Origin of the sequence: Thauera sp. AutoDN2, from assembly GCF_051280715.1 — a bacterium.
In the GTDB taxonomy this organism is placed as follows: Bacteria; Pseudomonadota; Gammaproteobacteria; order Burkholderiales; family Rhodocyclaceae; genus Thauera.
Map to the genome: position 1 here is coordinate 1 of NZ_JBNCAR010000009.1, position 11,723 is coordinate 11,723.

General features: G+C 66.9%; 11 protein-coding genes. 8 read left to right on the forward strand and 3 right to left on the reverse strand.

Translation table 11 applies throughout. The features are described from left to right. Positions 1-164: 164 nt before the first annotated feature. Positions 165-1,616 carry an IS1182 family transposase gene (locus tag ACPT9U_RS07210; protein ID WP_435750371.1) on the forward strand — a complete coding sequence of 484 codons (1,452 nt, stop codon included), beginning with the start codon at positions 165-167 and terminating at the stop codon, positions 1,614-1,616. Between the two features lie 96 nt (positions 1,617-1,712). On the opposite strand, the gene ACPT9U_RS07215 is transcribed toward ACPT9U_RS07210, so the two are convergent. Then, the gene (locus ACPT9U_RS07215; RefSeq protein ID WP_435750372.1) at positions 1,713-2,456 is read right to left on the reverse strand and encodes a hypothetical protein; all 744 of its coding nucleotides are present in this window, start codon (positions 2,454-2,456) and stop codon (positions 1,713-1,715) included. A gap of 145 nt (positions 2,457-2,601) precedes the next feature. Between ACPT9U_RS07215 and ACPT9U_RS07220 the strand changes: the two genes are divergently transcribed. From ACPT9U_RS07220 to ACPT9U_RS07250, 7 genes are read left to right on the forward strand one after another with little or no spacing between them, the layout of a single operon-like run. After that, on the forward strand, positions 2,602-3,153 hold the full coding sequence (locus ACPT9U_RS07220) for a hypothetical protein (RefSeq protein ID WP_435750373.1): 552 nt from the start codon (positions 2,602-2,604) through the stop codon (positions 3,151-3,153). Further along, positions 3,150-3,797: a hypothetical protein gene (locus ACPT9U_RS07225; protein WP_435750374.1), complete on the forward strand. Its 648-nt coding sequence runs from the start codon at positions 3,150-3,152 to the stop codon at positions 3,795-3,797. Before ACPT9U_RS07220 ends, ACPT9U_RS07225 begins: the two co-directional genes overlap by 4 nt. A gap of 9 nt (positions 3,798-3,806) precedes the next feature. After that, entirely contained in the window at positions 3,807-4,526 is a 720-nt protein-coding gene (locus ACPT9U_RS07230; RefSeq protein ID WP_435750375.1) for a TIGR03759 family integrating conjugative element protein, read from the forward strand. After that, positions 4,511-5,131 (forward strand): lytic transglycosylase domain-containing protein, encoded by a 621-nt coding sequence (locus ACPT9U_RS07235; protein WP_435750376.1) that lies wholly within the window; start codon positions 4,511-4,513, stop codon positions 5,129-5,131. The genes ACPT9U_RS07230 and ACPT9U_RS07235 overlap by 16 nt, the downstream gene beginning before the upstream one ends. Then, positions 5,128-5,661, forward strand: a complete 534-nt coding sequence (locus ACPT9U_RS07240; protein WP_435750377.1) for an integrating conjugative element protein — start codon at positions 5,128-5,130, stop codon at positions 5,659-5,661. Before ACPT9U_RS07235 ends, ACPT9U_RS07240 begins: the two co-directional genes overlap by 4 nt. 8 nt (positions 5,662-5,669) lie before the next feature. Then, positions 5,670-7,826, forward strand: a complete 2,157-nt coding sequence (traD, locus tag ACPT9U_RS07245; RefSeq protein WP_435750378.1) for a type IV conjugative transfer system coupling protein TraD — start codon at positions 5,670-5,672, stop codon at positions 7,824-7,826. Next, complete coding sequence (locus ACPT9U_RS07250) at positions 7,823-8,572, forward strand: TIGR03747 family integrating conjugative element membrane protein (RefSeq protein ID WP_435750379.1); 750 nt, start codon at positions 7,823-7,825, stop codon at positions 8,570-8,572. Before traD ends, ACPT9U_RS07250 begins: the two co-directional genes overlap by 4 nt. On the opposite strand, the gene ACPT9U_RS07255 is transcribed toward ACPT9U_RS07250, so the two are convergent. Together ACPT9U_RS07255 and ACPT9U_RS07260 are read right to left on the reverse strand one after the other, a co-directional pair. Further along, positions 8,569-9,987, reverse strand: coding sequence for a UvrD-helicase domain-containing protein (locus ACPT9U_RS07255; RefSeq protein WP_435750380.1), 1,419 nt, complete (start codon positions 9,985-9,987; stop codon positions 8,569-8,571). The genes ACPT9U_RS07250 and ACPT9U_RS07255 overlap by 4 nt on opposite strands. Next, a complete protein-coding gene (locus ACPT9U_RS07260; protein ID WP_435750381.1) occupies positions 9,974-11,707 on the reverse strand; it encodes an ATP-dependent nuclease in 1,734 nt (577 codons plus the stop codon). The genes ACPT9U_RS07255 and ACPT9U_RS07260 overlap by 14 nt, the downstream gene beginning before the upstream one ends. Between the last annotated feature and the right edge of the window lie 16 nt (positions 11,708-11,723).

Sequence of the window (11,723 nt, forward strand, 5' to 3'; positions counted from 1 at the left end):
CCCCAAGGCTGTGGAAGCAACACTTCGCGGCCAATCCGCTTCGATCCGATCTCCACCCGCGCTCGAAGTAGGCAAGAACGCCGCTCGGTTACCGCTTACAAAGCCCTGGCCTTCTGGCCGGGGCTTTTGTCTAATTGGGATACGCTCTTTGCGCGATCCCCCCAATGCTCAAACCCCCCAGCCCCAAACAGCATGCTCTCGAGATGGTGACACTCGAAGAGTTGGTCCCCACCGATCATCTGCTGCGCAAGATTGCGCAGCACATCGACTTCGAGTTCATCCGCGGAGCAACCGCACACCTGTACTGCGCGGATAACGGTCGGCCGGCACTCGATCCGGTGGTGTTGTTCAAGATTCTGTTCATCGGCTACCTGTTCGGTGTGCGCTCAGAGCGCCAGCTGATGCGCGAGATCCAGGTGAATGTGGCCTACCGGTGGTTCCTGGATTTGAGCCTGACCGACAAGGCGCCCGACGCCTCGACGCTGAGCCAGAACCGACGCCGACGTTTCGCGGGCACCGACATTGAGCAGGTGATTTTCGACGGCATCGTCGAGCAGGCAATGCACCACGGGCTGATCGGCGGCGAGGTGTTGCACACCGACAGCACCCACCTAAAGGCCAATGCCAACAAGAAGCGCTTCGAGATCCACCGGGTCGAGCAGCGCCCCGCCGACTATCTGGCCGAGCTCGAATCGGCCATCGAACGCGATCGGGCCGCGCATGGCAAAGCGCCGCTGCCTCCGGGCACAGCCTCTGCGCCCGAGCGCGACATCAAGCGCAGCACCACCGACCCGGACGCCGGCTTCATGACCCGCGAGGGCAAGCCACAGGGTTTCTTCTACCTGGACCACCGCACCGTCGACGGCAAGCACGCAATCATCACCGACACCTTCGTGACCGCGGGCAACGTCCATGACAGCACGCCCTATCTGGCACGGCTCGACCGCCAGTGCGCGCGCTTCGCCCTCAAGCCCGTGGCCGTAGCACTCGATGCCGGTTACCACACCGCAGCGATCTGCCACGGGCTCGAAACGCGCGGCCTGTTCGGTGTCATCGGATACCGGCGCCCCACACACCGCGACGGGATGCTCTACAAGCGCCAGTTCGAATACGACGCGCAGCGCGACGCCTACCGCTGCCCCAATGGTCAATGGCTGCCCTACCGCACCACGAACCGGGAAGGCTATCGGCACTACGCCTCCGAGCCTGCCCAATGCATCGGCTGTGCGCTACTGGACCAATGCACCCGCAGCCGCACCCACACCAAGATCGTCACGCGCCATGTTTGGGAGGACGCCCGTGCGCGCATCGACAGCCATCGACTCACCGACAAGGGCAAGAAGATCTACGCGCGACGCAAAGAGACGGTCGAGCGCAGTTTCGCGGACGCGAAGCAACTGCACGGGCATCGCTACGCGCGTTTCCGCGGGCGCTCAAAGGTACAAGCGCAGTGCCTGCTCGCGGCGGCAGCGCAGAACATGAAGAAGATCGCCCGGCTGCTCGCGCAGCTTCTTGCGCTCGCCCTGCGCCGGAGGCTACCACTTGGCCGCTTGTGGGCGGCAGTCAGTGAGCACGACCGGTTTGCCCGGCAATACCGATCTTTGTACATTTACTGAGCGGCCACTGATCGAGCACTACAAAAAACAAACCCCACCGGAAAAGGTGGGGTTCGTCAGCAGTCTGGGCGGCCCCTTCGGGGGCCGCTGCTTTCTTCAACAAAGTCCGCGGGCTTCCCGTTCCTTGTCCCGCAGCTCTTGATCCAGCGGCGGGTAGTAGATCACGTCGGGAGGGGTGTCCGAGAACCAGGCCCACTTCAGGATGAAACCAGCGCACAGCAGAGTGACCGCCGTGACGATGGACGTCCAGCCAGCCAGCGCCTCGACGATCGCGCCGATCAAGCCGACGCTACCGGAGATCCACTGCACGATTAGCCAATCCGCCAGCGCCGCCAGAAGAGCTGCCGCCGTCAGCTCGCCGGCTCGCTCCCGAGCCAGTCTCTCGGTCTGCTTCTTCTGTTCATGTGCCTCATACATGCGGAACAGGAAATTGTCCTTCTCGCGCAGAGCCAGGTTTCGGAAGTCGCGTGCAGGTGCATATCCCAGTGGCCTCTGGTAGGCCGGCTCAGCCGAAGCCGTGAAAAAGCCCGGCAACCAACTGAGGACGATAACGCTGATCTGACGCACCACGATCAGGACGACGGGGATCACGATGGCTACCGCGAAGCTGAAGGCGACGACGAGGACTGCGACCCATCCCACATCACTCAGTAGCGCCTTGTCGCCAGGCGACCACTGCCACAGCCCTCGACCGGCACGAAGCATCATGGCCATGTCGAGGAACAGGACGAGGCAAATCAACCGCAACGCCCAGTGGGCATCCCAGGCTCTCTCCAGCGCTCCAAGACCTTTTTCGACAGCGGAGGTGCTGCCCGCTTTATCTGCATCGTCTTTCGCCAACTTCCTTCTCCTTGTTTGAGTGGTCGAACTGTGTAGCGAGCGCCCCTTCCTTGGGGAAATGGGGCGCCGCGCGTTTCGGATTTTCGGCAGCCCGCGCAGCACGGTTCTGCAATGGTGCAGGCATCCCGTCACCGTGGGGTGCCACATGCTGCCGTCTTTGCCTCGTTTCCTCTGCATCTTCGTCGTGCTCAGCGGCCTGCTGTCCGGCTGCACGACGACACCGGCCACCCCTGACCACATAGAAGCGCCGCCACCCGACGAGCCAGCTTCGGAGCAGCGACTGGTGCCCGTGACCCGCTACGGCCGCTACACGCTGGTCGAGCTGGTGCCGGAGCCTGCGCAGCGTGATCTCTTGCAGCAGGCGGTGGATGTCTCTATTCCGCCCATGCTCGATGCCAGCGTGGGCGATGCCATGCGTCATGTGCTCCTGCGCTCCGGCTACCGGCTCTGCGATGCGGCCGAGGCAGCCACGCTCTACGCGCTGCCGCTGCCTGCCGCACACCTGCGCCTGGGTCCGCTGATGCTGCGCGATGCCTTGCTGACCCTTGCCGGCCTCGCCTGGGAGCTGTCGGTCGATGACTTGACCCGCGAGGTCTGCTTCAGCCGGCACGGTGCTCCCACCTTCCTTTCCGCCAACCCGCCCGGCACCGCCATGCCCGTGCCGGACGCCGACCGGCCCGAGGAGCTGCAACCATGACCTTTCCCCAAGCGCCATCCGAGCGCGATTCCCGCACGCGCTGGCTCAGGATCGCCGCGGCCTTCTGGCTGCTGCTCATCAGTGCCGTGGCACTCATCAACAGCGTCGGCCTGTCGCGGCTCGCCGAACAGACCCAGAGCAGCGCACAGGATGCGCAGGTCAATGCGCTGGGCCTGCGCGTGGCCGATCTCGAACAACGGGCCGATTCGGACAAACGCCGGCCGGCGCCGATCAGCCAGGCCGAATTCACCACCGCGCGGCAGGCGCTGGACGAAAGGATGACGCGCCTCGAAGAGGCCGATGAGGCGAGGGCCCTGGCCATCGAGCTACAGACGTTGCAGGCGCGCGTGAGCGGAATCGAAACCCGCCTGGAGAAGACCCGGCAGGTGGCATCCGCCGCTCGCCCGCGCGCTCCGGTTGCGACGAAGCCCAAGGTGCCGGAGCCGCCGTTCCGGGTGCTCGGCGTGGAGCTGCGTGGAGGCGAGCGCTTTCTGTCGATCATCTCCACCGCCGCGGCCTCGCTTGCGGGCGCCCAGCTGCTGCGCGAGGGCGATGCCGAGGGCGGCTGGCAACTGCAGTCCATCGAGGCGCAGGCGGGCGTGTTCCAGGTGAACGGCCAGACGCAGCGCGTCGCGGTGCCGTAGGGGGTCGCCATGAACCTGCGGCCGTTGCTCGCTGCCGTCGTTCTGTTCGCCGCTTTCGGAGCATCTGCCCAGCCGGCCCCGGTGACGAACTCGCGCATGGTGCCCGCCCAGGTGCAGCCGGGCGCCGATGCCGCGCTCGACGAGAGGCAGGCACGGGAGTGGGGGCTTCGCTCCGAGGAGTGGGCGCGTTACCGGCAACTGATGCAGGGGCCGCTCGGGGTCTATTCGCCTCAGCTCGATCCGCTCACGGCGCTGGGCATCGAGGCACGCAGCGAGGAGGAGCGCAGGCGCTACGCGGAGTTGCAGGTGCAGGCCGAGGCCCGGCGCGTCGGCAAGACGCTGGCCTACCAGCGGGCCTACGACGCGGCGTGGCAGCGCCTGTTTCCCGGCCAGCCGCGCGTGAGCCTGCCCGGCGCCAAGGCGCAGGGTGCCGGCAACACCGGCTCCGGGCGCCTCGCCGTCTTCGTCAAGGCCGACTGCGCACCGTGCGCGCAGCGCGTGCAGCAATTGCAGGCGGCCGGCACGGCCTTCGACCTCTACATGGTCGGCAGCCGTCAGGACGACGCGCGCATCCGGCAGTGGGCCACCCAGGCGGGCATCGACCCGGCCAGGGTGCGCGCCCGCACCATCACGCTCAACCACGATGCGGGGCGCTGGCTGTCGCTCAGCCTGCCCGGCGATCTGCCGGCCGTGGTGCGAGAGGTGAACGGCCAATGGCAGCGGCAATAGGTGCTCCGGGCCGGGTGCGCCGGCCATCCCGCGTCGCCATCCGCTGCGCCAGCGCCGCGCTGCTGCTCGCCACCGGCGGCTGGGCGTCGGCCGCCCTGGCGCGGGAAGTACCGCCGCCGGCCTATCAACTGGCGGCGCATCGTGCAGACGTGCCGGCGGCGGTGCTGTACGCGGTGGCCTTGCAGGAGAGTGGCGCCATGCTGCGCGGGCGCCTGATCCCCTGGCCGTGGACGCTCAACGTCGCCGGCACGCCACAGCGCTATGCCACCCGCGCCGAGGCCTGCGCGGGGCTGCGCCGGGCACTCGCCCGCACACCGGCCAATCGCATCGACGCCGGCCTCGGCCAGGTCAATCTCGGCTACCACACGCATCGCTACACGCAGCCCTGCGAGCTGCTGGACCCGTACCGCAACCTCGCCATCGCTGCGGAAATCCTGCGCGAACAGCACACGCCGGGCGAAGTCTGGCTGCTTGCCATCGGCCGCTACCACCGGCCCGCCGGCGGGGCACCCGCGGCGCACTACCGGCGCAGTGTGCATCGGCACCTGACCCGCGTGCTCGACCCCGGCGTTCCCGTTCCAACCCTCCAGGCCACCACGCCATGAACCACACCGTCCTCATCGCCGCCATCGGGCTGCTGTCCACGACCACCGTCTTCGCCCAGACCGCTTCCGCGCCGCTGATCGTCGTCGAAGACCGCGGCGGCGCCTCCGCGCTGCCGTACTACCAGTCGCTGAATTCTCAGCCGGATGAGGCCACGCCGCCGGCCCCGATGCCGGCCCCTCGCGTGGGCAACGCGGCCGACGCCGAAGCCGCCATGCTGCCGGTGCGCTCGACGCAACTGTCGCTGGGCGAGGTGCAGCGCCGCGTCATCCGGGCGCCGGGCCTGACGGCGCTGTTCCTGATCGGCGACGACGAGCGTTCGCGCGCCTGGCTGCGGCAGCGGCAGGCGACGCTGCGCGAGCTGCAGGCCGTGGGGCTGGTGGTCAACGTGGAGTCGATGGCCGCGCTGACGGCGCTGCGCAGGCTGGCTCCCGGCCTGACCCTCTCGCCGGCCTCCGGCGACGACCTGGCCCAGCGCCTGGGTCTGCGCCACTACCCGGTGCTCATCACGTCCACCGGCGTCGAGCAGTAGGTGCGCCAATGGCCCAACCGCATGCGGTCGAGGTGCTGCTGCGGCCAGCGGTGGAGCTCTACACCGTGGCGGTCTGCACCGGCGCCGCGATTCTGTGCCTGGTGGCACCGTGGTCGCTCGCGCTGAACCCGCTGCTCGGCCTGGGCTCGGCGCTGGCCTTCCTGACCTTCGGCGCGATTCGCCTGCGCGATGCCTGGGCGATCCTGCGCTATCGCCGCAACATCCGCCGCCTGCCGCGCTACGTGATGACCAGCCGCGACGTGCCGGTGAGTCAGCAACGGCTGTTCGTCGGCCGCGGCTTTCGCTGGGAGCAGCGACACACGCACCGGCTGATGCAGACCTACCGGCCGGAGTTCCGCCGCTATGTCGAGCCGACGGCGATCTACCGGGCCGCCCGGCGGCTGGAGGAGCGGCTTGAGTTCGCGCCGTTTCCGGTCTCGACGCTGGCGCGCGCGCTGGCCTGGGACAGCCCGCTCAACCCGGCGCGGCCGCTGCCGCCGCTCGGCGGAATGCCGCGCCTGCATGGCATCGAACCGGCAGAGGTCGATGTCACCCTGCCGCTGGGCGAGCGCGTCGGCCACACCCTGGTGCTGGGCACCACGCGCGTGGGCAAGACGCGGCTGGCCGAGCTGTTCATCACCCAGGACATCCGCCGCAAGGTCCGCGGCGAGCACGAGGTGGTGATCGTCTTCGACCCCAAGGGCGATGCGGACCTGTTGAAGCGCATGTATGTCGAGGCCAAGCGCGCCGGGCGCGAAGGCGAGTTCTACGTCTTCCATCTGGGCTGGCCGGACATCTCGGCGCGCTACAACGCCGTGGGCCGGTTCGGGCGGATCTCCGAGGTGGCCACGCGCATCGCCGGGCAGCTCTCGGGCGAAGGCAACAGCGCCGCGTTCCGCGAATTCGCCTGGCGCTTCGTCAACATCATCACGCGCGCCTTGGTCGAGCTGGGGCAGCGGCCGGACTACCTGCTGATCCAGCGCCACGTCATCAACATCGACGCGCTGTTCATCGAGTACGCCCAGCACTACTTCGCCAAGAACGAGCCGAAGGCCTGGGAGGTCATCGTCCAGCTCGAAGCGAAGCTGAACGACAAGAACATCCCGCGCAACATGATTGGGCGCGAGAAGCGCGTGGTGGCCCTCGAACAGTACCTGTCCCAGGTGCGCATCTATGACCCGGTGCTCGACGGCCTGCGCAGCGCCGTGCGCTACGACCGGACGTACTTCGACAAGATCGTCGCTTCGCTGCTGCCGCTGCTGGAGAAGCTCACCACCGGCAAGATCGCGCAACTGCTCGCACCGAACTATTCCGACCTGTCCGACCCGCGGCCGATCTTCGACTGGATGCAGGTCATCCGCAAACGCGCGGTGGTCTACGTGGGGCTGGATGCGCTGTCCGACGCCGAAGTCGCGGCGGCGGTGGGCAACTCGATGTTCAGCGATCTGGTCTCAGTCGCCGGCCACATCTACAAGTTCGGCATCGACGACGGGCTGCCCGGCGCCGCGGCGGGCGCCAAGATTCCGATCAACGTCCACGCCGACGAATTCAATGAACTCATGGGCGACGAGTTCATCCCGATGGTCAACAAGGGTGGCGGTGCCGGCGTACAGGTGACGGCCTACACGCAGACCTTGAGCGACATCGAGGCGCGCATCGGCAACCGCGCCAAGGCCGGCCAGGTGGTCGGCAACTTCAACAATCTGTTCATGCTGCGCGTGCGCGAGACCGCCACCGCCGAGCTGCTGACGCGACAACTGCCCAAGGTCGAGGTGTACGCCACCGCACTGATGAGCGGCGCCACCGACAGCTCCGACCCGCACGGCAATACCGCCTTCACGTCCAACACCCAGGACCGCATCAGCACGACCAGCGTGCCGTTGATCGAGCCGGCGCATGTGGTGGCGCTGCCCAAGGGGCAGTGCTTCGCGCTGATCGAGGGCGGCAACCTCTGGAAAGTCCGCATGCCGCTGCCGGCACCCGATCCCGACGAAGCCATGCCGAAGGATCTGCAGGAGCTGGCCGGCTACATGCGGCAGCACTACGTCGAGGCAGGAGACTGGTGGGAGAACCAAGGCATCCCCGGCCTGCAGGACAAGGCGCTGCCCGACGACCTGCTGGACGACTTCAAGCAGATGGCCGCGGTTGAAGAGGCCGAAGCATGAGCGATCCGGCCGTCGCGGCCCAGCGCCAGCAGCAACGACAGCAGGGGCTGATCGCCGGTCTGGTCACGCTGCCGTTCCGCTTCTTCGGCGTGCTGTGCGGCGCACTGCTGCTGTGCATCCTGATCGAATGCGTCGGCATACACTTCTTCTGGCCCGATCAGGGCTGGCGCCACGCGCAGGGCATGCTGCACTACGAGCTGGATCAGCTCTCCACGCATTTCACGCGCAGCGCGCTGGTGCAGGAGCCGGGGCGCACCGCGCACCGGCTGGTCGAGCAGGGCTACGACTGGCTGTTCGTGAAAAGCGGTCTGCTGGACTGGATACGCGACGCCTCGGCGCAGGCCAGTGCCGGCAGCCATCGCCCGACCAAGGATTTCCGCTACTACATCGGCCTGGTCTACGTGAACGTGGAGAGCTACCTGATCGCGGCGGCCTACACGACGCTGGTCTTCCTCGTGCGGCTGCTGGTGCTGTGCCTGACCCTGCCGCTGTTCCTGATGGCCGCCTTCGTCGGGCTGGTGGACGGCCTGGTGCGCCGAGACATCCGCCGCTTCGGCGCGGGACGCGAGTCGGGGTTCATCTATCACCGCGCCAGGGCCAGCCTGATCCCGCTGGCCGTGCTGCCGTGGGTGACTTACCTGGCACTGCCGGTCAGCGTGAACCCGTTGCTGATCCTGCTGCCCAGCGCCGCATTGCTCGGCGTGGCGGTGTGCATTGCGGCGGCGACGTTCAAGAAGTACCTCTAACCGACCACTGGACTGGCGCTACACACTACGAGCTTCATCGACCCCCGGGTCATGGCGACGTAGAGGTTCTGCGCGCTCATGCCCTCGATATTAAGCAGCACTGCGACTTCGGCTTCCAGCCCCTTGAGCAACAGCGTGCTGCCGACGGCGCGTTTTGGTAGCGGGCGCCCCAATAGCCGGTTCTCTTCCCGCACGCGCCGGGCCGCTTCTGCCAGAGGGACGGCCCCCGACGAGGCTTCTCGGAGCGCCTTGAGCACCCCGTAGAGGATGGCCGGCCGATGCACACGCACGTTCGGCAGTGCCCGCAGTTCCGACAACAGCGCGGCGGCCTCAGCGAGAGAGGGCGCGCGCCCGAACGCCAGTGCGCGGCTTTCTGCCTCGTTCGGAGGATTCCTTGCAGTTCCCTTTGCCAACGACTCCAGGCGCCGCGTCAACTCCGCCACGCCCACATTGGTCATGACGCTCTGTGCAAGCGCCAATAACTGCGCGAGGGCATTCGGTGCCCCCACTTCAAAGCTGCTGGCGAAGGCGATGAGGTCTTGCAGATCGACGGCCTCGACCGTCGAAGCGCCCGGCGTCTGGCTCGCAAAGTTCTGCTGAGCTGCTCGGTTGCGGCTATCGGCGATGATGAGCACGCGCCCGTCAGCGGTTGGCGATGCCGTCCTCGCAGCGGCTAGGCGCTGGGCATGGTCGTTGGGCGGTACGGCCTGCATCCAGGTCACATGCTCCGGTGGCCCACTACGCAGATCCACCGACTGCCCCGCCGCCAACAACCGGCGGGCCTCCAGCAACCATTGTCCCAGCGCTTCCGCGCCGGCGTTGCGCCATCGCCAGGGCCTTGCCAGTTCCCCGACGACAGGAAAATGCGCGCACACGTGCTGGTTCCAGTCGGCCAGCGCATTGCCCCGGAACCCGAAGATCGCCTGCATGGGGTCGCCCAGCACGCAGGTCGGCAAGATCAACGAGAGGAAATAGACGATGTAGTGCTGATGCACCGAACAATCCTGGTACTCATCCACGATCAGATGCGCATACGAGGCTTTCAGCACCTCATTGACGTGCCCGGCTTGCAGCAGCTTCCAGGCTGCGTCGCGGATTGCCGGGTAGTCCCGCGAGGGTGCAGCCAGCCGCAGAATCTCCGGATCGTGGGCGCTGCGGCCGGGAAAGGTCGAGATGAGCCGGATGGCCCAGCCATCGATCGTGCTCAATCGATAGGCGCTGGCTGGCACACCGGCGCGGTCCAGCCGGCCACGCAGGGCCGCGACCCCGGCGTTCGTGTGTGTCAGCACGAGGATGGGCTTGTTGCCCCGATGACCGGCAAGCGCGTGGGCAATCAGCTGTGTCTTGCCGCAGCCGGCCGGTGCGGTGACGGTTCCTCGTTCGATTGCACGAAGGTCGATTTCAACGTGGTCCATCAGCGGCCCACCCGAATACCTGGTCCATCAGAGCGCGGAAGCCCTGATCGCAAAGATGCAGGTCCGGTGCAACGATGGTCCTCGCCACGTCCTCCATCCACGAGATTTGCTTGAACCAGCCAGCTTTTCGGATGCGCGCCGCCTGACCAAGAATGGCCCTGCGTTCGGCCGACAGGAGGCCGGTGTTCTGGATCTCGTCCCAGATCTGCTGGAAGGTGAGCGTGTTGTTCGAGACAGTGCGCAGGTGTTCGACGATCAGGTCGCCATGCAATTCGTTGGCGTAGCCGATCAGCCTCTGGCAGGCAGCCGGCGTGAGACTTCCGAACAGCTCGTCCTCCAGCGCCCGGCCCGCGCGGTAGGCGACGACGGTGCCACCGTTCTCGACAAAAGCCTCCTCGACCGCAGGTGTGGGCTTCTTGTCGTCGTCGCGCAGCACCATCACCCGGTAGCCCAGAGACTGGAACGCGGAGGCGCGCGCATACGGTCGATCCGGCTCCCCGCCACCGCAGTCGACGAGGGCCACGCCCAATGCAGCCAGTGACGCATTCCCCTGGTCAAGCCTGTATAAGTCCAGCCCGCGCAGCAGGCCGATCTCGCTGGCTCCCTCGCACACGACCACGGAGCCAGCCAGGAAGGCCTCTGGATAGAGGCGGATCGTGCTCTGGATGTCATTGTCGGCGCCGACCAGGCGAGCCTCGTGGCCGAGGGGGCCGCGGCGCAGCACGAAGAGTTGGCCGCCCGATAGTTCTCTCAGCGCCACGGGTGAGTGGGTGGTGAGGAACACCTGCAGCGGAGCAGCGGCCTCCTTGGCACCGAGGGAGCCCAGGAACCGCGCGATGCGGTGCGGCTCCAGCCCGTACTCCAGTTCATCCGAGAGCACGATCGACGCCTGACCGGCCGCCTTGCGTTGCAGGCCAGCGACAAGCAGACGCGTGGACCCGACGCCCAGACTGCGAAGCGGGATGCCGCTTTCGTTGTGCAGGGAGATGGTGCCGCCGCCGAACGACACCGAATGCGAATCCAGCAGCGCCTTGGCCTTGGCGCCGACGTTGACGCCAAGCTCCTGAGCAGTGGTGGTGACGATCCCCAGCGCTTCTCCCAACTGTTGTTCGGCCTGGTCTCCGAAGGCACCGCGCGCATCCCTTGCGGCCTTGACCAGAGCGGCTGAAGCGTCGGCTCGTTCCTCCGAGATGCGGTTCAGTACGGAGCCGCGCTGCCATCCCAGGTTGAAGTCCGCCAGGGCACCGATGCGAGTGGGCGCCAGGGCGATGCGATCCTTCCATGCGAGCGTCTTGACGATGCCTTGCTGTGCGGCGCGGTCGGAGACAAGGGTCCACGAGGGCTCCAGGTCACTGGCGACCGTCAGGTTTAGGCAGAGCACAACCTCCGCGCCGGCAGAGGGTTCGTCTTCGACGACGCCAGTGTTGGCGTGGTATCCGCGCAGGAACGCACCGAAGATCTCCAGCGTCCTCATGCTGTCATCGAGGTCGCCGAGCGCCAGCGTGATGCTGATTGGGGTCGTGATGTCCAGGCCGAAGAAGTCAGCATCCGAGAACTGGACATTGCGCCTGGCCCCCAAGCATAGATCGATCGCGTCCAGTACCGTGGACTTGCCGCTGTCGCCCGGGCCGATCAGGCAGTTGATGCCAGGCGTCGGGCACCAGGCCAGCAACTGGATGCCGCGGAAGTTGGCGATCTCGATCTTTCTGATTCGTGCCATGGGCTGCCTCTCTGGT

Bases quoted from the DNA above. Each gene is read 5' to 3' on its own strand.
- ACPT9U_RS07210 (WP_435750371.1), top strand. From the start codon at position 165: ATGCTCAAACCCCCCAGCCCCAAACAGCATGCTCTCGAGATGGTGACA.
- ACPT9U_RS07220 (WP_435750373.1), top strand. From the start codon at position 2,602: ATGCTGCCGTCTTTGCCTCGTTTCCTCTGCATCTTCGTCGTGCTCAGC.
- ACPT9U_RS07225 (WP_435750374.1), top strand. From the start codon at position 3,150: ATGACCTTTCCCCAAGCGCCATCCGAGCGCGATTCCCGCACGCGCTGG.
- ACPT9U_RS07230 (WP_435750375.1), top strand. From the start codon at position 3,807: ATGAACCTGCGGCCGTTGCTCGCTGCCGTCGTTCTGTTCGCCGCTTTC.
- ACPT9U_RS07235 (WP_435750376.1), top strand. From the start codon at position 4,511: ATGGCAGCGGCAATAGGTGCTCCGGGCCGGGTGCGCCGGCCATCCCGC.
- ACPT9U_RS07240 (WP_435750377.1), top strand. From the start codon at position 5,128: ATGAACCACACCGTCCTCATCGCCGCCATCGGGCTGCTGTCCACGACC.
- traD (WP_435750378.1), top strand. From the start codon at position 5,670: ATGGCCCAACCGCATGCGGTCGAGGTGCTGCTGCGGCCAGCGGTGGAG.
- ACPT9U_RS07250 (WP_435750379.1), top strand. From the start codon at position 7,823: ATGAGCGATCCGGCCGTCGCGGCCCAGCGCCAGCAGCAACGACAGCAG.
- ACPT9U_RS07255 (WP_435750380.1), bottom strand. From the start codon at position 9,987: ATGGACCACGTTGAAATCGACCTTCGTGCAATCGAACGAGGAACCGTC.
- ACPT9U_RS07260 (WP_435750381.1), bottom strand. From the start codon at position 11,707: ATGGCACGAATCAGAAAGATCGAGATCGCCAACTTCCGCGGCATCCAG.